Consider the following 24,749-nt stretch of genomic DNA (forward strand, 5'->3'; position numbering starts at 1 on the left):
TTTCGCACGCATCACACCATCTGATGCACTGCAAGGCAGGATCGCTGAAGCCAGACGGACGTTCGGGCGGTCGACATCGACAGTGAGGATCAGATGGATCACGCCAACAGCCCGCAAGCATCGGTGAACGAACAACGGGAAGCGCGCAGACTTCGATATCTTCCCTGGGAACGTGTCGCATCGGATCTCAGCCACCCCACCCATCTCGTCCGCAAGGCAGAGCTCAGGCGCTCATGCGGCGCCGAATTGGCCGAGACGTCCTATATCGCCGAAGAGGCCGCGATCTTCACCGAAAGCCTGTCGATGGGCGAGCGGTCCTGGATTGCCGGGCATGCCCTCGTTCGTGGCGATGTGATCCTCGGCGACGATTGCACCGTCAATCCTTATGCCTGCGTCTCCGGCAAGGTCACCTGCGGCAATGGCGTACGGATCGCCTCGCATGCGTCGATCGTCGGTTTCAATCATGGCTTCGACGACCCGGATCGGCCCATCCACCGCCAAGGCGTCGTCAGCCTCGGCATAGTCATCGGCGACGATGTCTGGATCGGCGCCAATTGCGTGGTCCTCGATGGCGTCACGATTGGAAGTGGCGCGGTGATCGCCGCCGGGGCTGTGGTCACCCAGGACATTCCCGCCCTGTCGATTGCCGGGGGCGTACCGGCAAAGGTGCTGCGGCGCCGAGGCGCGCCGGCCAGGAAATCCGGCATTGCAGACGTCGAAGATCAATTGGTCGGGCTCGGTCAGAAAGCGCAGGAGCAATGGCCTGATATTCTTGCACGCTGGAAAACGCCTGAGACCTATGAATCGTTGGAGGCGGACGGCGTCAGGAGACCGGCAATCCGGCATCTGTGCGACGCAACCGAGATCGCGGCCGGCTTCGGCCACCTGCCGCCCGGGCTCGATCCGGCGCAGACCATCGAGCTTCTCCAAAGCCTCCAAGACCAAGAGAGCGGCCTTTTCCCGGAAGAACATTCGCGAGTCCACGACAAGGAATTACGGGATGATCCGAAGGCGCTCTACAACGTCCTTTCGGTTGGCTATGCGCTTGAACTGCTTGGCACCAGTCCACAGCACCCCATCCGAGCGATGCAGCTCGGCGCTGAAGAGCTGGAGCAATGGCTAAGCGCCCTGCCCTGGTCGAGCCGGGCATGGCACGCCGGCAGTGTGGTCGACGCCATCGGAACCGCCATGTACTTCAATGCCAAGTATTTCGGCATCAGGGATTCACGCCAACAGCTCTTCGAGTGGCTGAGCCGCAATGCCAACAGCGTCTCGGGCCTGTGGGGCGAGCCGACGGTGCTCGAAGGATGGCTGCAGCCGGTGAACGGCTTTTACCGTCTGACGCGCGGCACCTATGCGCAGTTCGGCATGCCGCTTCCGCACCCGCATGCCGCGCTCGAAACGGTTCACCTCAATTATCGCAATCACAAGGGCTTCGTGGCTCAGAAATACAATGCATGCAACCTGCTCGATACGATCCATCCGCTGCTGCTGATTGCCCGCCAGACCGACTACCGGCGAGCCGATGGGGAGGCGATCGCCCGCAATCTCATCTCGAGGGCTCCGGATAGATGGTGGGATGGCGAAGGCTTCCCATTCGCCGACGGCAGTGAACCGAGCCTGCAGGGAACGGAAATGTGGCTTTCGGTCATTCACCTGGCGGCCGATTTCCTCAGTCTTTCCGATCGCTTCGCCTTCGTCCCCAAGGGTGTGCACCGAACGGCGACCGTTGGACTGGGTTTGTGATTGGGGGCAACCGTGCAATGATGCCGCCAGCCAGGTGGCGGCAAGGTCGCGGGTATTGCTGCGTTTGAAAAGACGCAGGCTCTGATCATAGCCAAGGAAGCGGCTGACACTTTCCCGCGGGAAGATAGTTGAAGTGCGTTCAGTGCGGTCTCGACGCCGCTGCACGATGCTGCGACGGGGTCTGCCCGAAGGTGCGCTTGAAGGTTCGCGTGAACTGCGAAGCGTTTTCGAAGCCGACATCGAGCGCGATCTCGATCAGCGGCGCCTTCGACTGGACCAGGATCGATTTCGCCCGCTCCATGCGAACGCGATTATAGGCCTTGGCCGGAGACATCCCGGTCTTGTCGAGGAAGATCCTCTCCAACTGCCGCCTGGACAGGCCGACCATGGCGGCAAGTTTTTGGATCGAGATGCTGCCGTCGACGAACTGTTCCATCGTAATCATCGCCGCCTTGACGCGGGCGTCGTCATAATCGTCGTAGAGCGGGCGGCGGGGTTGGATATCAGCCGGTGCACGGGCCTTCTCGATCTGAAGCACCTCCAAGGCATTCCGTTCGGCATCGCGGCCTATATATTTTCTGACCAGCAATGCCGCCATGTCGGCGGCGCTGCTGCCGCCGGCGCAGGACCCTCGCTGGCGATCGAGATTGAAGAGCCGGTCGGAACGAACGCTGAGATCGGGAAAACGCTCGCGGAACTCCTTGTAATGCAGCCAGCTCACACAGGAATCGTGCCGCTTCATCAGCTCTGCCTCGGCGAGAATGAACGAACCGGTGCAGACGCCGATCAGCGGTACCTTCTTGGCGTCCGCCTGCCTGAGAAAGGCGATGGTCTGCTGATCGACAGGGTTCGTCACCGTCAGAAGGCCGCCGACGACCACGATGTAGTCGAATTTCGACGGATCGACGAAATCCGACGTCGGAGCGACCTGGACGCCGCAGCTCGACGTGATCAGATGCCGCGTGCTGCCGATCACCTGCCAGTCGGCAAGCACCCTGCCGGAGCGGTCCTGCTCGTCGCTGGCAAGCCGCAGCGTGTCCACGAAGAGCGCAAAGGCCGACAGCGTGAAGGAACGCGCCAAAACGAACCCTACCTTGAGCCGGGCGTCGGACTTCGCGGCGCCGTCTGCCTGCCGATGCTGCTCCGGTCGCATATTCATCTCCTTGCCGCCCCTCAGACCTTGGAAAACACGCTCATCTTATATAAAAACCGTACGCTAGCGGATCAACGAAAACGGTCTTGTTTCCGACACGCCCAGCCGCCTATGCTTGGAAGGATGCTGGAACCGATCAAGGGCTTCATTGTTCTTACTCCTGGTTTTCGTTCCCATTCTCATCGAAGTCTGCGGAGGGCAGTCTTAATATTGCGCAGGCCGAGGGATCATCCCTCACGGCCGGCACGCAATTCCTGAAAGCGGATGACCGAGTTGACGCCGAGCCACGCGATTGGCTCCGGAGGCAACCTGGTCGGTTCCGGCTGGTTCTTGTATTTCTCAAGTTCGGGGCTGGCGGCGCCTGTCGCGAGATCGACGGCCATCATGCCGGCAAAGGTGCTCTTGACGGTGCCGAGACCATTCTCGCAGCAGGCCGAAAAAAGCCCTTCCTCGACCTCGCCGAATGCCGGCACATGATTTCGGCTGAGACAGAGCGCGCCCGCCCAGCTATATTCCATCGGCAGGCGCTCCATCCCCGGGAAACGGGCATCGAACGACCGGCGCTGTTCGGCGGCGATTCCCGCGACGCGCTTCTCCGACACTTTCAGGCTCGGGTCGTAGGTGAACCTCGTCCTGACGACGATTCTCGAAAGCCCGTCCTTGGTGATCTTGCGCACCGTCGCGCCCATCGGGTCGGCCGGCAGCAGCGCCCAGCGATCCACACCGGTGACATCGCCTGCAAATTCGTTCTGTGAAAAGGCCGACGTCATCGACGCATAGGTGAAGATGTGCATCAGCCGTCCGCGGAAATGGCCGAAGCTTTGAATATGGCCGTTCACACCGAGAATGACCTTGGGTGCCGAAACGGAGCCGCGGGCGGTTTTCGCCTTCCAGTTCTGGCCTTCGCGGGAAAGCTCCAGCACCGGCGAGTGCTCGTGGATGGCAACCTTCGAATGGAGCCCGCCTGCGAGGCCAAGAATATAGTCGGCCGGCTGAATCATCACGGCGCCCGGGGTGTAGAGGCCGCCATGATAGTAGCGAGAACCGGTCATCTCCCGCAATTGATTTGCATCGAGAACGCGATGATCCTCGCCGATCTTCTCAAGCGATTTCTTATAGTTATCGTTGAGCCTCATGCCCCGGTCCGAGGCTGCGGCATTCACCTTGCCCGAGGGATCGAAGGTTTCCCGGGACAGGCCGTATTCGGCCGCCACATCGGCTGCGAAGGAAATCGCCAAGCGGTTCTGCCGGATCTCCTCTTTGGTCGCCTCTTCATCGGCCACCGAATACTCACCCGACGACAGGTTGTGCGGCACATCGATCATGAAGCCGGAATTGCGCCCGGCCGGGCCCTTGGCGAGCTCGCGCGCCTCCAGCACGACGATCTTGTCCTCAGGCCGCAACTGCGAGAGGCGGCGCGCCGCCGACAGACCGGCAAATCCGCCGCCGATGATTAGCCAGTCGGCGGTAATGTGGTGTTCAAGCGCCGTTACGGGAAAGGCGCGTTTGCTGGTCGCCTCCCATCCCGAAACGCCGGTGTCGGTCGGCAGGTGCTTGATCACATGGCGGCTCATCGGATGGTCTCGTCGACCGACCGCTCCGAGATATCGATCCAGATGGTCTTGAGTTCGCAGTAATTATCGTGGGCGAAGACCGACTTATCGCGGCCGCCGAAGCCGGACTCCTTGTAGCCGCCGAACGGCGTGGTGGCGTCGCCTTCGCCGAAGCAGTTGACGGTGATCAAGCCGGCCCGGATGTCGCGGCTCAGCCGGATCGCATTGCGCAGGCTGCCCGTATAGACGGATGCTGTCAGGCCGTAATTGGTGTCGTTGGCCAAAGCGGTCGCCTCGGCGAGCGTGTTGAACGTCGTAACCGACAGGATCGGCCCGAAGATCTCCTCCTGGAACAGGCGGCTGGCCGGCGTCACGCCCTCGACCAGCGTCGGCTCGATGAAGATCCCGTTATAGGTTTCACCGCCTTGGGTGACGGATAGCTTCTCCGTCTTGGCATCGTCGAGGAAGGACTTCACCTTTTCGAAATGCGCCTTGCTGACCAGCGCGCCGATGCGGTTTTCAGGATCGAGCGGGTCGCCCGTCTTCCATTCGCGCATATAGGCGCCGATGCGCTTCAGCAATTCGTCCTTGATCTTGGAATGAACGATGAGACGCGACGTGGCCGAGCAATTCTCGCCCATGTTCCAGAAGGCGCCGTTGACCACCTGCTCGGCAACGAGATCCAGGTCTTCGGCATCTTCGAGAACGACCGCCGGGTTCTTGCCGCCGCATTCGAGCACGACCTTCTTCAGGTTTGAGTCCGCCGCATAACGCAGGAAGCGGCGACCGGTCGGCGTCGAGCCGGTGAAGGCCACCATATCGACATCATTGTGCAGGCCGATCGGCTCGCCGACCTCACGGCCCGAGCCGGTGACGACGTTGAAGACACCAGCCGGAATACCGGCTTCAAGCGCAAGCTCTGCGACGCGCAGTGTGGTGAGCGTCGTTTCCTGCGCCGGCTTGACGATGACCGAGCAGCCGGCGGCAAGCGCCGGGCCGATCTTCCAGGCCAGCATCAGCAGCGGGAAATTCCACGGCAGCACGCATCCGACGACGCCGATCGGCTCGCGCACGATCATCGTCAGCGCATTGGCGCCGACCGGGGCGGTGTTGTCATAGAGCTTGTCGATCAGCTCGGCATGCCAGCGCAGCGTATGAATGGTATCGGGAACGTCGACCGTCTGGCATTCGCGTACCGGCTTGCCGCTGTCGAGGCTTTCCAGGACGGCGAGCTCATGCCTGTTGCGCTCCAAGAGCTTGGCAAGTTTCAGAAGCACCTCCTTGCGCTCGCCCGGCGAGCGAAGCCGCCAACGTCCGTCGTCGAACGCTTGCCTCGCTTTCTCAACGGCGAAGTCGACATCGCTGGAATCGCAGGCGGCGATTTCGGCAAGGACCTCGCCGGTCGCGGGGTTCGTCGAGGTGAAAGTCTTGCCGGAATTTGCCGGACGAAATGCGCCGTCGATGAAGGCATTTGTCGGAAACTGAAGCTCGGCGGCGATCGCCTTATATTCGGCGGCGGTCAAGGGTTCATGCATGATTGGCTCCCGACGTGATCTGGGCGACCGTGCGCTTCAAGGTGGCGACCACGGTCTGAAAGGTTCTTTTTTCTTCGGAGTTGAGCGGGCGCAGCGGCGCGCGGACCGAGCCGACATTCAGCCCGATCAGTTCGCATCCGTGTTTGATCGACTGGACGAATTTGCCGCATTCGAGGAAATCCATCAGCGGCAGCATCGCGCTCATGATCGCCCGGCCCTTGTCGAAGTTCTTTTCGAGGACGCAGGCCTCATAGAGGGCGACATGCTCGCGCGGGAGGAAGTTGGAGCCGGCGCAGACCCAGCTCTTCGCGCCCCAGGCGAAGAATTCGAGCGCTTGGTCGTCCCAGCCGCAGGACAGCGCAATATGCGGAAACTTCCGGGCGAGCCGATGAAGATTGCCCATGTCGCCGGAACTTTCCTTGATGGCGATCACATTCTTCGACTTGCCGACGCGGGAGAAATACTCCTCACCCATCACCACGCCCATGCGGGCCGGATAGTTGTAGAGCATGATCGGCAGATTGGCGGCGCGATCGACCGTCAATGCATGGACCGCATTCTCCCGTTCGGTCGGCAGCGCATATGGCGGCGACGACACCAGGATGGCGTCCGCGCCGATTTCCTTCGCCGCCTTGGCGTATTCGACCGAATCCTCTGTGCGTGTGGCGCCGGTGCCGACGATCAGTGGCAGCCGCGTGCCGATGACGTCCTTTGCATAGGCTGCGAGCTCGTAACGTTCCTGGCTGCTCTGGGCGTAATATTCGCCCGTCGAGCCGCCGACGATGATGCCGTGGACGCCCGCCTCGATCAGCGACTCGAGCACGGCGGCAAATCCGGCCCGGTCGATCTGACCATTCTTGTCGAGCGGCGTCACCGCCGGCGTATAGATCCCCTCAAACTTCACGGTGCCTTCTCCAATAATTGCGTGGCCGGACCGCCGAGGAAGGCGTCCGCTTTCAGGCCTTGCGGGGCGATGAACATCTCCATGTTCTCGCGGGACAATTCCCAGTGTTCGAAAACGAGATCGACGACGGCATTCTCATCATGAGCGCCGAGCGCTGCGATAAAGCTGTCATGATGGTCGACCGCCACCTGCAGCCGCCGCTTCGTGTCCTCGTTCCTCGGCCGGAAGAACGTGTGGCCGATGCGCGCGTGATCGATGAGCAGCCGACCGAGGCTCGGCTGCAGATAAACGTTGCCCGACATCTCGCCGAATATCTCGTGAAAGCGATTATTCTCGACAACCATCGCCAAGGCGTCCATGTCCTCGCTGGCAGCGAGGAACCGCTCCTGGGTCTGCTTCAGGTCGACAAGCTGAGAGGGTTTGAAGTTCTGCACGGCGAGACGGCCGATCGCCGCATAGATCATCGGTGCGACGAGAAAGAAATTGCGCAGCGTGGAGTGGTTCATCGGGATGACCCGCGCACCCCTGTTCTCGCGAATATCGATATAACCCTCACCGGCGAGGCGGCGGAATATGTCGCGGACCGGCGTCCGGGAGAGCCCATATTTTTCGCTCAGGCTGACCTCGTCCAGATCGGCGTCCGGGTCCAGTTCCATCGTCAGAATCCGGCGTTTCAAATCTTCGTAGAGATTGCTCTTCGGTGTCCTCGCCAACGTCGATCTCCAGCCATTGTTGCTCTACGCCATGAGGATGGCACGGCTCTCAGAGGGAGTCAAATTATTGTGTACTCTGCGTACACAATAATTATTCCTCAGATACACAATATTGCAAGGCCGCGCGGAATCATTGCCGGTCCGGCGTCATTTCAATTCCAAGGTTGGCTTGCGACCGAAAGCGGATTTGGCCGAAACTGCGGGCAATTTCTTCTGGAAGCCCGCGTCGGTCGTCGGAGAGAGTTCTTCGTGACGGGTTGTCAGCGCCTTCGGCGCGTCAACGCCAATCATCGGGCGTCGAAAGCTGGCCGCGGCAAGGCGGCGCGCCGCCAGCTGCGGATATCACGCTGATGGCGGCGGTTTTGTTGGGACCGCCGAGCTCGGCGTCCCCATCACATCACGAGGCGAGGACGCCGCTCTTCTTGGCCGTCCAGGTTGCGATAGCATCCATCAGGCCGGGATTGAGGCAATCGTACGGCTCGAGGCCCGATGCCTTCAACTGCGCTCTGACGGCATCCATCTTGGCGGGATCGAAGCCGCTTTCGATGATCGACGACACGAAGGCCGCAAAGCCCGGCTTTGCCCAGCCGCTTTCCTGGAAGCGCTCCGGATGGATGAACGACAACCCCTGGAACGCATGTTCACGCTCGACCGGGCCGTACAGATGCACGCCGCATTGCTTGCAGGCATGCCGCTGGATTAGGGCCGCGGCATCGACGACGGCAAGTTTGTCGCCGTTCTCCAGCACTTCGACGTTCTCGGTCGGCGCGACTGCCACGACCGAAAAGACGGCGCCCTCGGGCTTCCAGCACTTGGTGCAGCCGCAGGCGTGATTGTGGGCGATATCGCCCGTGATCCTGACCTTCACGGGATTGCTCGTGCACTTGCACACCAGTGTCCCGCCGGCAAAGGCAGCGTCAGTCGCCTGAAAGCCCGAATCCACTGCCGGATGAATAGCTATCCTCATTGTTTCTCTCCTTCCCTCCCTGGCCGTTTGCGTTATGCCCGGCCGAGCTCTGCAATCAATTCCCCAACCTCTGCGCATGCCAGCGCAGATGGTCCTCCATGAAGGTCGAAATGAAAAAGTAGGAGTGGCCGTAGCCTTGCTGCATGCGCAGCCGCAAGGGAATGCCCGCCGCTTCGCAGGCTTGCCGGAGCTCGTCGGGACGCAAGCCGTCCTCCAGGAAGCTATCCGCCGTTCCCTGATCGACGAACAGTTCTGGGAACCGGTGTCCGTCTTCGATCAGAGAGCAGGCATCATAGGCCCGCCAGGTCTTTTCATCAGCGCCCAGATATTTCCGCAATGCCGGTTTCGACCAGCCGGAGACAGAGGGATGGCTGATCGGCGCGAAGGCCGAGCAACTCTGGAAGCGGTCGGGGTTCTTGAGCGCGATGGTGATCGCGCCATGTCCCCCCATCGAATGACCGAAGATTCCCTGGCGTCCCATGTCGACCGGGAATTCCGCGGCAAGGAGGCCCGGCAGTTCGTCCGTGATGTAGCTGTACATCCGATAATTCGCCGAAAACGGCGGCTGGGTGGCGTCGACATAAAAGCCCGCGCCCTTGCCGAACTGCCAATTGTCGGCTTCGTCCGGAACGTGATCACCGCGGGGGCTGGTATCCGGGCAGACGATGATCACTCCGAGCTCAGCCGCAAGCCGCCGATACTCGCCCTTGTCCATGACATTGGCATGCGTGCAGGTCAGGCCGGACAGGTACCATAGAACCGGGCAGTTGCCCTTAGCCGCCTGCGGCGGCACGAAGACCGCAAAGGTCATGTCGCAATTACAGACCTCCGAGCGATTGACGTAGACGCCCTGAGTGCCGCCGTGTGACTTCTCTGTCGAGATGGTTTTCATGGCTTAATACACCACCACGCCGCGGATGCTCTTGCCCGAATGCATCAGTTCGAAGCCCTTGTTGATGTCGTCGAGCGGCATGGTGTGGGTGATCATCGGGTCAATCTGGATCTTGCCCTGCATGTACCAGTCGACGATCTTCGGCACGTCGGTGCGCCCACGCGCGCCGCCGAAGGCGGTGCCCATCCAGTTGCGGCCGGTCACCAGTTGGAACGGGCGGGTGGAAATCTCCTGGCCGGCGCCGGCAACGCCGATGATGATCGACTTGCCCCAGCCGCGATGGCTGGCCTCGAGCGCCTGGCGCATCACCTTGGTGTTGCCGGTGCAGTCGAACGTATAGTCGGCGCCGCCGATCAGGTCGCCATTGCGCTTCGTCAGGTTGACGAGATAGGGCACGATGTCATCGCCGACCTCCTTCGGATTGACGAAATGCGTCATGCCGAATTTTTCGCCCCATTCCTTGCGGTCATTGTTGATGTCGACGCCGATGATCATGTCGGCGCCGGCGAGCCTCAGGCCCTGCAGCACGTTGAGGCCGATGCCGCCGAGACCGAAGACGATGGCGGTCGAACCGATCTCGACCTTGGCGGTGTTGATCACCGCACCGATGCCGGTGGTGACGCCGCAGCCGATGTAGCAGATCTTGTCGAAGGGAGCGTCGGGATTGACCTTGGCCAGGGCAATCTCCGGCAGCACGGTGAAATTGGCGAAGGTCGAGCAGCCCATATAGTGATGGATCTTGTCCTTGCCGATCGAAAAGCGCGAGGTGCCGTCCGGCATCACACCCTGGCCCTGGGTCGAGCGGATGGCGGTGCAGAGATTGGTCTTGCGGCTGAGGCAGGAATAACACTCGCGGCATTCCGGCGTGTAGAGCGGGATGACGTGGTCGCCCTTCTTGACCGAGGTGACGCCGGGGCCGACATCGACGACGATGCCGGCGCCTTCATGGCCGAGGATGGCCGGGAACAGGCCTTCCGGATCGGCGCCCGACAGGGTGAAGTCGTCGGTGTGGCAGATGCCGGTCGCCTTGACCTCGACCAGCACTTCGCCGGCCCGCGGGCCGTCCAGCTGCACGGTCATTACTTCGAGCGGTTTTCCGGCCTGAACGGCAACGGCGGCGCGAACGTCCATCTTGATATCCTTCCTCTTAAATTAAATACTGGCTGCTATATATTTCGATAGGCTGGCTTCTCAGCGGCCTATTTGGCCGATCGCTGCCAAAGCCTCATCACGTCTCCCGCTCAACCTGGCACCAGACTGCGAGAAGCGGCCTTGCCGTGCATCTTATCGCGAAGGATTGCCCTGCATCGTTCGCGAAGACCGTGCCAGTCTCACCAGAGAACCACTGCGAATTGCCAAGGCAGATTTCTCCGGGCGACAGAAGAATGAAGGCGCGTGGCTGCGTCTGAACATGATCGGGAAACCGGGTATAGCGGTCCATATAGATCACGCCGACCCTGAGATCGGCGCGTTCCTCCATGCCACCGGGGCCGATCACCACCGCATGAGAATGCGTATTGCCGAAATTCAGGCTTGCAAACGGACCGGAGCGGCCGCGTCTCCAGAGCAGGCTGTCGGCAAGACTTCTGAATTGGCCGGCGATCGCCTCGTATTTCCGTCCTGATTCAGCAAGATTGCCAATGGCGTCATCAAGCCCTTCGGGCGCGCCGGGTAGCGCAGGCCCGCCCTCCGGCGGGCGCACCTTGCCGGTCTTGAGCAGCTTCTGGAGAACCTTGCCGGCAACGAAACTGGCGACGGCAGGAGCCTCCGCCGACAGCATCAAGCCGCCGACGTCGTTAAGGAATTCCTGCAGCGGCCGAGGACGCCTTTCCCTCCCGATGTCGTGCAGCCGTATATAGGCCGGCTTTTCCTCATCGTTCAGAAGAAGATCGGCCCCACGTTTGATTGGACGTCCCACCGCGCGCGCCACGTTCAGTCCCCTCGCTTAGAGCGCCTTTTCCAATTCCGGCAGGGCCTCGAACAGATCGGCGACCAATCCGTAGTCGGCGACCTGGAAGATCGGCGCCTCCTCGTCCTTGTTGATGGCGACGATCACCTTACTATCCTTCATGCCGGCCAGATGCTGGATGGCACCGGAGATGCCGGCGGCGATATAAAGATCAGGCGCCACCACCTTGCCGGTCTGGCCGACCTGCCAGTCGTTCGGCGCATAACCGGCATCGACGGCAGCACGGCTGGCGCCGACGGCAGCGCCGAGCTTGTCGGCAACGGGAAGGATGACCTCCCGGAACTTCTCGGCCGAGCCGAGGGCCCGGCCGCCGGAGATGATGATCTTCGCAGACGTCAGCTCCGGACGGTCGGAGGCCGACAGCGCATCCTTGACGAAACGCGAAAGCCCCGGGTCCGAAATCGCCGGGATTGCCTCGACGGCAGCCGAGCCGCCTTGCGCTGCTGAAGCGAAGGAGGCGGTGCGCACGGTGATGACCTTTTTGGCATCACTTGCCTGTACCGTCTGAATGGCATTGCCGGCATAGATCGGCCGCTTGAAGGTGTCGGATGAGATCACTTCGATGATTTCGGAAACCTGGGCGACATCGAGCAGGGCCGCGACGCGCGGCAGCACGTTTTTGCCGGTCGAGGTGGCAGCCGAGATGATCGTGTCGTAGGAACCGGCCAGCGAAACGATCAGGTCGGAAAGCGGCTCGGCCAGATTGTTGGCGAGTTCGTCGCTTTCGGCCAGCAGCACTTTCGCCACACCGGCGAGTTTGGCCGCGGCATCGGCTGCAGCCTTGGCGCCCTTGCCGGCAACCAAAACATGAATGTCGGAGCCGATCTGGCTTGCCGCCGTCAGCGCCTTGGCGGTCTGGTCGGAAAGGCTTTGATTGTCGTGGTCGGCCAGAAGAAGAATGGTCATGATGGTGTTCTCTCTTTCCTGGCTTAAAGCACGCCGGCTTCGTTCTTCAGTCTGTCGACCAGTTCAGTGACCGACTTGACCTTGACGCCGGCCTTGCGGCCCGACGGCTCCTCGGTCTTCAGCACTTTCAGCCTCGGCGTGGTATCAACGCCGAAATCGGCCGGAGCCTTCTTGTCGAGCGGCTTCTTCTTCGCCTTCATGATATTCGGCAGCGAGGCATAACGCGGTTCGTTCAGCCGCAGATCCGAGGTGATGACCGCCGGCAGCTTGATCTCGATCGTCTGCAGGCCGCCATCGACTTCGCGGGTGACCTCAGCCTTGCCGTCTCCGATCTCGATCTTCGAGGCGAAGGTCGCCTGGGCCGAGCCGAGAAGCGCCGCCAGCATCTGGCCGGTCTGGTTCGAATCGTCGTCGATCGCCTGCTTGCCGACGATGACAAGACCCGGCTGCTCGGCATCGACGATGCCCTTGAGGATCTTGGCAACGGTGAGCGGCTCGACCGCATCGTCGGTCTCGACCAGGATCGCCCGATCGGCGCCCATCGCCAGCGCCGTCCTCAGCGTCTCCTCGGCCTTGGCAGGACCGATCGAGACGACGATCACTTCCTCGGCCTTGCCGGCTTCCTTCAGCCGCAAGGCCTCTTCCACCGAAATCTCGTCGAACGGGTTCATCGACATCTTCACATTGGCAAGCTCGACACCCGTGCCATCCGGCTTCACCCGGATCTTCACGTTGTAGTCGACAACCCGCTTCACGGGCACGAGAATCTTCATTTGCAAAACCCCTTATTTTCTAGACTGCTGGCCGTCAGTGCGGCCGTTCGGCAAGCAGCGCCCAGAAGGCGAAGAGCGGTGTGTCCACCGACCTCATGGCATGTTTGACTCCAGGGATGTTGTAGAACGATCCGCCGATACCCGGCGAGAACCAGTCCCCCTCCCCTTGCTGAAATTCTCCCTCGGAAAGCACCAGATAGACTTCCTCGGGCGCATGATCATGGTCCGGATAGCGCACGTGAGGCGCCATCAACGTCACACCGAGCCACAGATCGTTCCGCTCCTCCAATCCTCCCGGGCCGATGATCATGGCATTGGTATGCCCATCGACAAAATTGTCGCTGGCCGTGTGGTCATACTTGGTGCGCCGACGCCATTCAAGCATCGGCTCAATGCCTTTAAACCCCTCGATTAATCCCGTCAGCGAAGGATAGGACGTATCGATCGCGAGCGCCAGATCGAGGTGATGACACACGGGCAACCGGCTCCCCTCTCCCGCACGTGCGGCTCCCGGCCGCTCCAACGCCGCAAAAAGCTGACCGATCGAGCCGCGCGCTTCCGGGAGCTTCGCGAATTGGTCGAAAGCCGCAGACGCTGCATCCACGAAAAGCTGGAGGCTTTCTCCGCGTAAACTCATATCATCCCCCCGAAATGAACGGCCGGCGAGCGGCCGCTCTTGCGATCATATATCCTTGGCGATGCGCAGGCCGTCATAGATGGCGGCATGCGTGTTGCGCGCAGCGACAGCATCGCCGATCCGGAACAGCTGGAACTTGCCCTCGGGATTGCGCATGACGGATTGAGGTTTCCCGGAAAGAAGCTGGCCGTGCGACATCTCGCCGAGATTGCTCGAGCTGGGTTTCAGCTCAAAATAGAGCTCGTCGAGCGGGATGGTCCCGTGATTGACGACGATCTGGTCGAAGCTGCTCTGTTTCGCAATCCCGCCGTAATCGCTGCCGACATGGGCGACGAGTTGATTGCCGCTCTTCTCGACGGCCTCCAGGCGATAGGTGACGGTGAAGGTCACGTCGTGCTTCTGCAGAGAACGCATATAGGGCACCAGGTTCATGGCCATGACCTCGGGCGCGAAGGACCGGTCCGGCGTCATGATCTCGACCTTGGCGCCGGATTTGGCCAGAAACTCCGCCGCCTGAAGGCCGGCATGGTCGCCGGCATCGTCAAAGATCAGCACGTTGGTTCCAGGCTTCACGTCGCCGGAAATGATGTCCCATGACGAGACCACCAGCTCGTTGCCGCGCGAGAGAACCTCGGTATGCGGCAAGCCGCCGGTCGCGATGATGACGACATCGGGGTTCTCGACTTCAATCGAGTGAGCTTCCGCCCAAGTGTTGAAGTGGAAGGTGACGTCGTATTTCTCGCACTGGCTGATGCGCCAGTCGATGATGCTGATCATTTCCCTGCGGCGCTCGCTTTGAGCGGTGAGCCGGATCTGGCCGCCGGCATTGTTCGCCGCTTCGAAGACGACCACCTGGTGACCACGTTCTCCGGCCACGCGCGCCGCTTCGAGACCGGCCGGGCCGGCGCCGACGATGACGACTTTTTTCCTGACATCGGCTTTCGCCACGATATGCGGCATGGTCTGTTCGCGGCCGGTGGCGGCATTGTGGATGCAGTAGGCGGCCCCGCCCTGATAAATGCGGTCGAGACAGTAATTGGCGCCCACGCAGGGACGAATATCCTCCTCCCGCTTTTCGATGATCTTGCGAACGATGTGCGGGTCGGTCATGTGGGCGCGGGTCATGCCGATCATATCGACCTTGCCGGAGGCGATCGCGTGCCGCGCCGTGGCGACGTCGGGGATCTTCGCGGCGTGGAAGGTCGGGAAGTCGGTCGCGGCGCGGATCTCCCCGGCGAAATCGAGATGCGGCGAGTTCGCCATGCCCTGGATCGGGATCACGTCGGTCAGACCGGCGTCGGTGTCGATGTGACCGCGGATGACGTTGAGGTAATCGATGAGGCCGCTATCCCTGAGGCGCTTCGATATCTCGAGGCCTTCGGCCTTGCCGGTGCCGCCTGGAAGACATTCGTCGGCGGTATAGCGCACGCCCAGAATGAAGTCGTCCCCGACCCTTTGCCGGATCGCCTTGAACACATCGAGGCAGAAGCGCAGCCGGTTATCGAGCGAGCCGCCATAGGGGCCCTCGAGCTCATTGGTGAGCGGCGACGTGAACTGATCGATCAAGTGGCCGTAGGCCTCGAGTTCGACGCCGTCCATACCACCCGCCTTCATGCGTTCGGCTGCGTCGGCGAAATCCTTGATGATGCGCTCGATGTCCCAGTCTTCCAACTTTTTCGGAAAGGCACGATGGGACGCCTCGCGATGATGCGATGGAGCCAAAACTGGCAGCCAGTCACCCTTGTCCCAGCGTGTGCGCCGGCCGAGATGAGTGAGCTGGATCATGATCGCCGCCCCCTCTTCGTGCACGGCGTCGGTCATTTCCCTGATCCACGGAACGATTTCATCCTTGTAAGCCAGCAGATTGTTGAAAACCGGCGGGCTATCCCGGGACACCGCGGCAGAGCCCGCCGTCATCGTCAATGCCACACCGCCCTTTGCCCGCTCCACCGTGTAGGCACGATACTTCTCCTTCGGCATGCCGTCCTCGGGATAGGCCGGCTCGTGGGAGGTGACGATGATACGGTTACGCAACTTCAAGTGCTTGAGCTGATAGGGCTGAAGGAGAGGATCGTTCGACATGGGCCGTGGTTCCGATTAAAAATACCAGAGGGGACGCTAGGCGTAATGTACATATGTGTCAATATTGAAAACATTTTGGTCTCTATTTTGGACACTTATGTACATTTTTCTTGTGCGCGGCCTCGGAATTTGATAGGAGTTAACCTATGGATCAGGCTTTGAACGACACCGGTTGGCGCGGATCACAGGAGGGATGGCTGGAAGCAGCTTACCACTCACTGCTGGAGTCCGGGGTGGATTCGGTGAAAATTCTGCCACTGGCGAAAAAGCTAAATCTCTCGCGCACGAGCTTCTACTGGTTCTTCAAGGATCGGGAGGAGCTGTTGAGTGCACTCGTGGCGCTATGGCGCGACAAAAACACCGGCAACATCGTCAGGCGAGCTGAGGCTTATGCGGAATCGCTCGCCGAAGCGATGCTCAACGTCTTCGATTGCTGGCTCGATAACGATCTGTTCGACGCGAAGTTCGAATTTGCCGTGCGCAGCTGGGCGCTGCAATCCAACGAGCTTCTCGCGGAGGTCCAGCAGGCCGATCAGATCCGGCTGGAAGCGCTCAAGCGCATGTTCATGCGGTTCGGGCTACCAGAAACGACATCGGATGTCAGAGCGCGTACAACTTACCTCGTCCAGATCGGGTACATCTCCATGCAATCGAGGGAGGAAGTCGCCGTCCGCATGAAACGGATTCCCGAATATATCGCGATCTACACCGGCGAAGTGCCGCAGCAGAGGGAGCTCGATCGCTTCTTCTCCCGGCATGGCCACAAGCCCGATTAGAGGAAAGCCCGAGATGAGCGTTTCCTTGAAGATCGGTATTATTGGCGGCAGCGGCTGGCTTGGCGGAGCCATCGCCGCCTCGATCCTCGACGCGGGTTTGCTAGAGCCTCGAAAACTCTCTCTCTCTTATCGTGGTAAACAGCCGGATCATTTCCCGAATGCTTTCTGGACGACCGACAATCAGGCGCTAGCCGACCGCTCGGACGTGATCTTCCTCTCTGTCCGTCCTGATGACTGGCGTCCCCTTGATGTCGACGCCGGCGGCAAGCTCGTCATTTCGGTTATGGCGGGTATTGATCTCGCCGCCCTTTCGCAACACCACAAGACCGGCCGCGTCGTCCGTGCCCTGCCGAATGCGGCTGCCGAGGTGGCTAAGTCCTATACGCCCTGGATCGGGACAAACGAGGTCACGGAAAATGACAGGGCCGTCGTTCGCGCCATTTTCGAGGCCTGCGGAGCGCAGGACGAGGTCGCAAGGGAAAGCGACATCGATTACCTCACCGGCCTTTCAGGCTCCGGACCGGCGTTCCCGGCGCTGCTTGCGGCTGCCATGATGGATGACGCCGTCGCCCACGGCCTGCCGGCGGAGATTGCGCGCCGCGCCGTCAATACGGTGATGACAGGAGCCGGTCGCCTTTTGGAGCGCCGCGACCAAAGTCCCAGGGACGTCGTTCAGACCTTTCTCGATTATCGCGGCACGACGGCGGCGGCCATCGAGGACATGCGCGCTGCGGGATTTGACGCGTCGGTCGCCAGGGGTTTGTCGGCGGCATTTGAGAAATCGGTGAGTATGGGAAAGGTTTCCTGACGACCGTTGGGGCGGGCACTGCGGCACCCCGCTCGGCAAGACAAGCCGCTAAACAGAGGGAACGACAATGAAAAAACTACTCGCAACGACATGTCTGACATTCGGCCTGATGGGCGGAGCGTCTTTCGCCAGCGCCGCCGAATGCGGCAGCGTGACCATCGCCAGCATGAACTGGCAGAGCGCCGAAGTTCTCTCCAACCTGGACAAGTTCATCCTGAACGAAGGCTATGGCTGCAGCGCTGACATCACTGTTGGCGACACCGTCCCGACGATCACCTCCATGGCCGAAAAAGGCCAGCCGGATATCGCGCCCGAAGCCTGGATCGACCTTCTTCCCGACGTCGTCAAGAAGGGCACGGAGGAAGGCCGCATCGTTCAGGTCGGCTCTCCGCTGCCGGATGGTGGCGTGCAGGGCTGGTGGATTCCGAAATATCTCGCCGATGCCCATCCCGATATCAAGACGATCGGCGACGTGCTGAAGCATCCGGAACTCTTCCCCGATCCCGAGGATCCGAAGAAGGGCGCCATCATCAACGGCCCGCAGGGCTGGGGCGGTACTGTCGTCACCTCGCAGCTCTACAAGGCCTTTGAGGCCGAGAAGGCGGGCTTCACCCTCGTCGATACCGGCTCGGCCGCCGGCCTGGATGGTTCGATCGCCAAGGCTTATGAGCGCAAGGAAGGCTGGGCCGGCTATTACTGGGCGCCGACCGCGCTGCTCGGCAAATATCAGATGGTCAAGCTCGAAGCCGGCGTGTCGGAGAATTCAGCCGAATGGAAGCGCTGCATCACCGTTGCCGACTGCCCCGATCCCAAGCCTGCTTCGTGGCCGGTCGACCACGTCGTCACCCTGGTTGCCAAGCCCTTCTCGGAAAAAGTCGGGCCTGAGGTCATGGGCTACCTGGCAAAGCGCTCCTGGAGCAACGACACGGTCAACAAGCTGATGTCGTGGATGACCGACAACCAGGCGACCGGCGAAGACGGTGCCAAGCACTTCCTGAAAGAAAATAAGGACATCTGGATCAAGTGGGTCTCGCCTGAGGCCGCCACGAAGATCGAAGCTGCTCTTTAACACCGACTATCGCGGTGCGCGAAAGCGCACCGCCTCTCACAGCCGATAAAATCAAAAAGACTGCCGCGGCTCTTTAAAAAAAGGGGATCCGAATGGAATGGTTTTATAAATTCCCGCATATGGATGACGACGCGCTTCGAAATCTGAAGAAGGCGATCGATGACGGTTTTCGTGGATTTACCCGCGCCTACGGCGACGGCATCGAAACCCTCTTCGTTCCGCTGCAGCATTTCCTCATCGCCGCCGAACGCTTCATGACGCAGACGCCGTGGCCGATCATCACCGCGATTATCCTCGCCATCGCCTGGCTTGGGAGCCGCAGCCTGAAGATCGTCGTCGGCTGTCTGGTGACGCTGATGCTGATCGGCTATTTCGACATGTGGGACGATACGATGCGGACGGTCTCGATGATCTTCGTCTGCACGATTCTTTCCATCGCCATCGGCATACCGATGGGTATCCTGATGGCACGCTCCGACCGGTTGCAGCGCGTCGTCAATCCGATTCTCGACGTCATGCAGACCATGCCGAGTTTCGTCTACCTCATCCCGGTCGTCATGCTGCTCGGCATCGGCAAGGTACCCGGCCTGATCGCCGTCGTCATCTACGCCATTCCGCCGATGATCCGCCTGACCGATCTCGGCATCCGGCTGGTCGACAAGGATGTGCTGGAAGCGGCGGACGCCTTCGGAACATCAAAGTCGCAAAAGCTGTTCAAGGTGCAGCTGCCGCTGGCGCTTCCCACCATCATGGCCGGCATCAACCAGACGATCATGATGGCGCTTGCCATGGTGGTCATCGCATCTATGATCGGCGTACAGGGCCTCGGCCAGCCGGTGCTGAAGGCGATTGCCAACCAATATTTCACCCTGGGTATTTTCAACGGCCTTGCCATCGTCGGCATTGCCATCATCTTCGACCGGGTCAGCCAGGCGTATGGCAAGAGGCTCCAGAAGCATCGGGAGATCGTCCATGGCTGATCAACGTTTCGGCGGCATCAAGATCCGCCATCTTTACAAAATCTTCGGCCCCAACCCCTCCACGCATGTCGATGCCGTCCAAAAGGGATTGTCAAAGACGGAACTCAACGAAAAGCACGGTCACGTGCTGGGCCTGAGAGATATCAATGTCGAGATTCCCTCCGGCCGCATCCAGGTCATCATGGGGCTTTCGGGTTCGGGCAAGTCGACGCTCATCCGCCACATCAATCGCCTGATCGATCCGACTGCCGGCGAAGTGCTGGTCGACGGCGTCGATGTCGTGAAAATGAACGAGACGGAATTGCGGGCATTTCGCCGGCACCAGACGGCAATGGTGTTTCAGAAGTTCGCACTTCTGCCGCACCGGAATGTTCTCGACAACACCATCTTCGGCCTCGAAGTACAGGGCATCGAGCGCTCGAAAGCGACCGATGTCGCCATGCGCTGGCTGGAGCGGGTTGGCCTGAAGGGCTTCGAGCAGAAATATCCCAACCAGCTGTCCGGCGGCATGCAGCAGCGCGTCGGCCTGGCGCGGGCTCTCTCCAACGATGCGCCGGTCCTGCTGATGGACGAAGCCTATTCGGCGCTCGACCCTTTGATCCGCACGGATATGCAGACGGTCCTTCTCACCATTCAGAAGGAGATCAAGAAAACCATCGTCTTCATCACCCACGATCTCGACGAAGCCCTTCGCCTGGGCGACCAGATTGCCATCCTGCGCGACGGCGAAGTCATCCAGCAGGGCACCAGCCAAGACATCGTTCTGCGGCCGGCCGACCAATACATCGCCAACTTCGTCAAGGAGGTCAATCGAGGCCGGGTCATCCATGTCGAAGCCGTCATGACGGCGCTGCATCCCGGTGCGGGGCCGGTTGGACTGGCGATTGCGGCAGGCACGACCGTCGAAGAGGCCGTCAGGATGCTGTCATCGGCGCCAGAGGGCGATGCCAGGGTGGTTTCGCCCTCCGGGGAAACATTGGGGCTCGTCACTTTCCGCCAGCTCGCGGGCGCGATGGTGAACTCGCAGGAGGTAGCCCCCCGACACGACAGTGCCCTGTCGGTTGCCCTCTGACACTCCAGATGCGGCCGTCTTTCTGTTTGCTTGGCGACACCGATATCGGGCACGCCGTCATTTCGGGAACTGGAAAGTCGGCCGCCTGACGGCCTCATATGCAACCAGATGTGCTGAGGCCGGCGGTCGGGCGATTATAAATCCTATGACGAGGCACCGGATATCGAAGCCATCGGCGCAGATATCGTCATCCTGAGCCATCTTAAGCGAACCCGTCCTGCGTGCGCACCCGCGGCGCGAACAACCTCCCGCCAGCGCTTTCGTATACATTTTGCGCAAGGCCAGTCCAGACTGCGTCGCGAAAAGCCGCTTAGCCGACTTTATCGGGGTCTGACAATTGCTCCATGGCCACGGAGCAATAAGATGACTTTCGACCAAACCATGATGGTTCGCGGTCCCAAAGCCAAGCCCGTTCATCCATCACCCCCCAAAAAGGATGGAAGGGATCATACATACGCACCCCATCCCGTGCGTATGCCTGCATGCATGTCTGCCTGCCGAAGGCTATAAGCGGTCCACTATAGAATCTTCGGCAGGCGACTGCGCAGATCCCGGATTGGAGCGTTTTCCTTAGCTTCAGATGGTGATGCGCATCAAGTCCAGGCCGCTACGTTTGCAGCCTTTCGTGGCCTCGCGGATACACCCCATAAATTTGCCCCTCTGCGTAATCGTTTCATCACCCGCTTTTCGTCATAGCAGGTGGCGCGAAGGCTTGCCTATTGTTCCGAGGTCTGCCAGTTCCGGGCTTCAGGTTGCGGAGAACTGACTGAATTGGAACTGTCGACAATGCATTTCACTGGTTGGTTTTTTTGACGCCCGCCACACCCCAGCTTGAGCTGTATCGGCTTGCACATGGCGCTGATCCGGCTGCCGATACCACGCGGAGATCCACCTGCTCCGCCGAGGCCTGCTGCGTTCTAGGTCCCGATCGGCTAAGATATAGCCAAGCATCGCCCATCACTCCCGCCCGCAGGCGCTGACAAAGCGGAGGACACCGATCGATGGCGACCGGCGGGACTGAAAGAGGTACGCACATCAATCCGTCGGCACGGATCGCGCATTGCGTCGGAATCTGCGAGCGGTTGAGAAGGACAAGTCAGCGCCGCCACATTGAACAATGGGGGCAGCATGTCGGAAAATAGCACGCCGCAATTCTCATTTCGATTTCGCGGCTCGTCCTTCGACAACATGGTCGAAACCCTCGGAGGCGCTTTTGGCGCATTCGATGCCGAGCCTGTCGGCCGTGCTCAGGAGTTCCACTGGGGATTGGATTTTGCCGCGACTGACAATGCGGTGCTGCTCACCGGTTATCATGAGGCCGAGTTTCAGTTCAATATCGAGCCGACCGTCGATACGGCGGAGTATCTGTCGATCGTTGTGCCACGCAGCGGCGGCATGGGTGTCACCTATGGACCCCGCGTCGCCGAGGCCGGGCAAGGAAAACTGCTTCTTTACAATAATTTCGAACCCAACAGCGTCATCATGCATGGGCAATCGAACGTCATCGACGAGTTGCTGATCAACTGGCCCGTCATCCTGCAGACGATCGGCCAGACCTTCGAGATGCCGTTCAGCGGCTCTCTCGACCTGCTGCCCGAACTGGATCTATCCAAACCGGCCGGCCGGATGATCGGCAACCTCACGGAAACCATCATCCTGGGGATGCGCGACGACGGCCCCTTGCTGCAGTCGCCGATTGCCATGGCGCATCTGACGCAGGCGCTGGCCGATCTGGTCGTGCGCCTGGTGCCTCACCGGCTGTCGCATTTCCTGGAGAACAGGCCTGGCCTGATCGCACCCCGGCATGTCCGCAAGGCGATCGAATTCATGCACGCCAATATCGATCGCCCAATCACCATGCCGAAGGTGGCCGAAGCGGCCGGCGTATCCAGCCGGGCGCTGGAAACCGGTTTTCGTGCCTTCAGGGGCACCTCTCCCGCCGTCTACCTGCAGACGCTGCGTCTGCGTGCCGCGCGCCAGGATCTGCTCGATGCAGAGAGCAAGGACACAATGAAGGCCGTCTGCCTCAAATGGGGCTTCTTTCATTTCGGCCGGTTTTCCGCAATTTATAAGACGACATACGGGGAATATCCGTCCGAGACCAGGAAGCGCGCGATGCGGCGATAATGGCCGTGCATTGCCGAAGTGAAAAAACATCCGGGCCACCGACGCGATGGTTCGATGGAAAAAACCAATCAGAATGAGCGGATTTGGCCGCGTCCGTTGACGTAGCGGCCTAGCCAGCTTCCTTCATCGCGTGCCGTTCGCCGCTGGGCGAATGGGCCATAATGCGATTGCGGCCTTGCGTTTTGGCCTCATAGAGGGCGGCGTCGGCCTCGGTCAGGAGACGGTTGGGGTTGGTCCGCAGGACCGCGCCGGTCGCACAGGATACGCCGATGCTGGCCGTCACCCGTCCGAATTCGCTGCCGGAATGAACGATACTCTCTTGAGCCAGGCGACGGGCGAACTGCTCGGCAACGATCATTGCCCCTTTGGCGCTGGTGTCGGGGAGGAACACCACGAATTCCTCTCCACCGTAGCGTGCGACGATGTCCGCTGGTCGGCTGACCGACTGGCGCAGACACATGCTGACGACACGCAGGCATTGATCGCCGGCGGGATGACCATAGGTATCGTTATAGGCCTTGAACCGGTCGATATCGACCATCAGAAGGCTGAACGGCGTGTTCTTCCGGGCGCTGCCTACGGTCTCACGTGCGAAAGCTTCGTCGAAGGCGCGACGGTTGACCATGCCGGTGAGCCCATCGGTCTCGGCAAGGCTCTTAAGTTGCTCCGCCGATAGCCTGAGCGCGATTTCCGCTTGCTTCGTCGCCGTGATGTCGGAAACAACCGCCATCGCCGTGCCATCTTCCGCGAGCCTTGTCCGGATGCTGCGCCAGTCGCCGTTATGAAGCTGAACTTCTTCGTCCTTGTTGCTGTGCAGTGAAGCAGTAGCGGCCTTGATCCAGTCCTCGACATCCCCTTCCGGAACACCGGGTCGCTCACCGGTTTCGGCGACGCGACGCAGGATGTCGCTGATATGGGCGCCGACCACGCGGGTCTCGCCGGAGAGCGGGAACGCATTGCGATACTGATCGTTGCAAAAGAGGATAAACCCTCTGCTGTCGTACATGGCGATGCCATCGGACATGCCGGCCATTGCATGCGAGAGCAGGTTCTTGCTTTCGCGCAATTCCCGCTCCAGGGCGGTTCGCTCCGTAACATCTCGCGTTACGCCTGCGAGGCCGATCACACGACCCTGCTTGTCCCGCAGCGGAACCTTGGAGGCGAGCAGAAATCTGCCTTCGATATACTCGGTGGAATCGATCAGCGGCACCCCGGTATCGATGACCTGCTGCTCGAGATGATATAGTTCCTCGGCGAGTGGTCGCGACATCAGATTGAAATCCGACAATCCGATCATCTCCGCCGTCGTCCTGAAACGGAAGAGGCGGGTCATGTTTTCGTTGACAGTGATGAACCGGCTGTTTCGGTCCTTCACATAGAGATAGTCGGGCGACTGCGAAAATGCAGTCACCAAGATGCTTCGTTCCAACTCCCATTGCTGCGTCTTCAGGAGAACGAAACCGCCCAGAACGGTCGCAAGGCAATTCAATGCAGTCAGGGGAAAACCGACGCCGGCCAGCACATCGGCATTCACCAAGGTGGGAAGCATCGCCATCGACAGCACCAATGCAAAGCCGAGTGCCAGGCTCAGCAGCGCAACATCCTTGAGCCCCGGAGATCTCTTACGGGTCCAGGCATGACCGGCCAAACCGATGCCGGTGGCGACGGCGATTGTGATGATCCCGTCGACCATCGCCGTACCGCCGACGGCAAAACGAAAGGCCATCGCCAGCGCTGCGGCAAAAGCCGCCGCGATCGGCCCGCCGAACATACCGGCCAATGCAAGTGGCGAAAAGCGCAAATCGATATAGATGCCAGGATGGAATTCAATGGCCAGCAATATGGATCCGATGGAGGCGCCGCCGGCTATGATTCCAAAGGCGATTTTTTCCTGCCCGAAGGCACCGCGCTGAAACTGGATGGAAAAAAGCGCCCACAGCGAAATTGCCAGGCACACGAATGAAAGGTTGCCACCGAATTGCGTCCAATTGCCATTCACCGCGCTGGATCCACCTTCCAAGCCATGTAACGAGGCTGTCATACGACAACACTAGTTTGAGCTTCGTTAAACTGAGGCCTGTCAGCCT

At 60.5% G+C, this 24,749-nt stretch carries 21 protein-coding genes; 7 read left to right on the forward strand and 14 right to left on the reverse strand.

Features of this window, described 5'->3' with window-relative positions; genetic code table 11:
- Positions 1-93: 93 nt before the first annotated feature.
- The gene (locus RCCGE510_RS27230; RefSeq protein WP_007635524.1) at positions 94-1,746 is read left to right on the forward strand and encodes an acyltransferase; all 1,653 of its coding nucleotides are present in this window, start codon (positions 94-96) and stop codon (positions 1,744-1,746) included.
- Positions 1,747-1,885: 139 nt separating this feature from the next.
- On the opposite strand, the gene RCCGE510_RS27235 is transcribed toward RCCGE510_RS27230, so the two are convergent.
- The 13 genes from RCCGE510_RS27235 to RCCGE510_RS27295 all read right to left on the reverse strand — a co-directional run bounded on the left by RCCGE510_RS27235 (position 1,886) and on the right by RCCGE510_RS27295 (position 15,830).
- On the reverse strand, positions 1,886-2,899 hold the full coding sequence (locus RCCGE510_RS27235; protein ID WP_007635547.1) for a GlxA family transcriptional regulator: 1,014 nt from the start codon (positions 2,897-2,899) through the stop codon (positions 1,886-1,888).
- Positions 2,900-3,126: 227 nt separating this feature from the next.
- Positions 3,127-4,473, reverse strand: a complete 1,347-nt coding sequence (locus RCCGE510_RS27240) for an FAD-binding oxidoreductase (RefSeq protein ID WP_007635549.1) — start codon at positions 4,471-4,473, stop codon at positions 3,127-3,129.
- Positions 4,470-5,987 carry an aldehyde dehydrogenase gene (locus RCCGE510_RS27245; RefSeq protein ID WP_007635558.1) on the reverse strand — a complete coding sequence of 506 codons (1,518 nt, stop codon included), beginning with the start codon at positions 5,985-5,987 and terminating at the stop codon, positions 4,470-4,472. Before RCCGE510_RS27245 ends, RCCGE510_RS27240 begins: the two co-directional genes overlap by 4 nt.
- Positions 5,980-6,891 (reverse strand): dihydrodipicolinate synthase family protein, encoded by a 912-nt coding sequence (locus tag RCCGE510_RS27250; protein ID WP_007635575.1) that lies wholly within the window; start codon positions 6,889-6,891, stop codon positions 5,980-5,982. Before RCCGE510_RS27250 ends, RCCGE510_RS27245 begins: the two co-directional genes overlap by 8 nt.
- Positions 6,888-7,604 carry a GntR family transcriptional regulator gene (locus RCCGE510_RS27255; RefSeq protein WP_007635579.1) on the reverse strand — a complete coding sequence of 239 codons (717 nt, stop codon included), beginning with the start codon at positions 7,602-7,604 and terminating at the stop codon, positions 6,888-6,890. Before RCCGE510_RS27255 ends, RCCGE510_RS27250 begins: the two co-directional genes overlap by 4 nt.
- A 397-nt stretch (positions 7,605-8,001) precedes the next feature.
- Positions 8,002-8,571 (reverse strand): S-(hydroxymethyl)glutathione synthase, encoded by a 570-nt coding sequence (gene gfa, locus RCCGE510_RS27260; RefSeq protein ID WP_007635582.1) that lies wholly within the window; start codon positions 8,569-8,571, stop codon positions 8,002-8,004.
- Positions 8,572-8,626: 55 nt separating this feature from the next.
- Entirely contained in the window at positions 8,627-9,463 is an 837-nt protein-coding gene (gene fghA, locus RCCGE510_RS27265) for an S-formylglutathione hydrolase (RefSeq protein WP_007635584.1), read from the reverse strand.
- A gap of 3 nt (positions 9,464-9,466) precedes the next feature.
- A complete protein-coding gene (locus tag RCCGE510_RS27270) occupies positions 9,467-10,594 on the reverse strand; it encodes an S-(hydroxymethyl)glutathione dehydrogenase/class III alcohol dehydrogenase (protein WP_007635586.1) in 1,128 nt (375 codons plus the stop codon).
- 97 nt (positions 10,595-10,691) lie between these two features.
- Entirely contained in the window at positions 10,692-11,393 is a 702-nt protein-coding gene (locus tag RCCGE510_RS27275) for a dimethylsulfonioproprionate lyase family protein (RefSeq protein WP_007635589.1), read from the reverse strand.
- 15 nt (positions 11,394-11,408) lie between these two features.
- Positions 11,409-12,338 (reverse strand): electron transfer flavoprotein subunit alpha/FixB family protein, encoded by a 930-nt coding sequence (locus RCCGE510_RS27280; protein ID WP_007635591.1) that lies wholly within the window; start codon positions 12,336-12,338, stop codon positions 11,409-11,411.
- Between the two features lie 23 nt (positions 12,339-12,361).
- Positions 12,362-13,111, reverse strand: coding sequence for an electron transfer flavoprotein subunit beta/FixA family protein (locus RCCGE510_RS27285; protein WP_007635593.1), 750 nt, complete (start codon positions 13,109-13,111; stop codon positions 12,362-12,364).
- 34 nt (positions 13,112-13,145) lie between these two features.
- Positions 13,146-13,748, reverse strand: a complete 603-nt coding sequence (locus RCCGE510_RS27290; RefSeq protein WP_007635594.1) for a dimethylsulfoniopropionate lyase — start codon at positions 13,746-13,748, stop codon at positions 13,146-13,148.
- Positions 13,749-13,793: 45 nt separating this feature from the next.
- Positions 13,794-15,830 carry an NADH:flavin oxidoreductase gene (locus RCCGE510_RS27295; RefSeq protein WP_007635595.1) on the reverse strand — a complete coding sequence of 679 codons (2,037 nt, stop codon included), beginning with the start codon at positions 15,828-15,830 and terminating at the stop codon, positions 13,794-13,796.
- A 146-nt stretch (positions 15,831-15,976) separates the two neighbouring features.
- Between RCCGE510_RS27295 and RCCGE510_RS27300 the strand changes: the two genes are divergently transcribed.
- The 6 genes from RCCGE510_RS27300 (at position 15,977) to RCCGE510_RS27325 (ending at position 22,662) form a co-directional block, all read left to right on the forward strand.
- Complete coding sequence (locus tag RCCGE510_RS27300; RefSeq protein WP_007635596.1) at positions 15,977-16,606, forward strand: TetR/AcrR family transcriptional regulator; 630 nt, start codon at positions 15,977-15,979, stop codon at positions 16,604-16,606.
- Positions 16,607-16,619: 13 nt separating this feature from the next.
- A complete protein-coding gene (locus RCCGE510_RS27305; protein WP_007635597.1) occupies positions 16,620-17,414 on the forward strand; it encodes a pyrroline-5-carboxylate reductase dimerization domain-containing protein in 795 nt (264 codons plus the stop codon).
- A 67-nt stretch (positions 17,415-17,481) separates the two neighbouring features.
- Positions 17,482-18,483 carry an ABC transporter substrate-binding protein gene (locus RCCGE510_RS27310; protein WP_007635598.1) on the forward strand — a complete coding sequence of 334 codons (1,002 nt, stop codon included), beginning with the start codon at positions 17,482-17,484 and terminating at the stop codon, positions 18,481-18,483.
- A gap of 92 nt (positions 18,484-18,575) precedes the next feature.
- Positions 18,576-19,463, forward strand: a complete 888-nt coding sequence (locus RCCGE510_RS27315) for a proline/glycine betaine ABC transporter permease (protein ID WP_007635599.1) — start codon at positions 18,576-18,578, stop codon at positions 19,461-19,463.
- Positions 19,456-20,535: a glycine betaine/L-proline ABC transporter ATP-binding protein gene (locus RCCGE510_RS27320; protein ID WP_007635600.1), complete on the forward strand. Its 1,080-nt coding sequence runs from the start codon at positions 19,456-19,458 to the stop codon at positions 20,533-20,535. The genes RCCGE510_RS27315 and RCCGE510_RS27320 overlap by 8 nt, the downstream gene beginning before the upstream one ends.
- 1,128 nt (positions 20,536-21,663) lie before the next feature.
- Entirely contained in the window at positions 21,664-22,662 is a 999-nt protein-coding gene (locus RCCGE510_RS27325; RefSeq protein ID WP_007635601.1) for a helix-turn-helix domain-containing protein, read from the forward strand.
- 109 nt (positions 22,663-22,771) lie between these two features.
- On the opposite strand, the gene RCCGE510_RS27330 is transcribed toward RCCGE510_RS27325, so the two are convergent.
- Positions 22,772-24,703, reverse strand: coding sequence for a diguanylate cyclase (locus RCCGE510_RS27330; RefSeq protein ID WP_052029500.1), 1,932 nt, complete (start codon positions 24,701-24,703; stop codon positions 22,772-22,774).
- Between the last annotated feature and the right edge of the window lie 46 nt (positions 24,704-24,749).

The sequence above is a fragment of the Rhizobium sp. CCGE 510 genome, from assembly GCF_000292525.1.
Classification (GTDB): domain Bacteria; phylum Pseudomonadota; class Alphaproteobacteria; order Rhizobiales; family Rhizobiaceae; genus Rhizobium.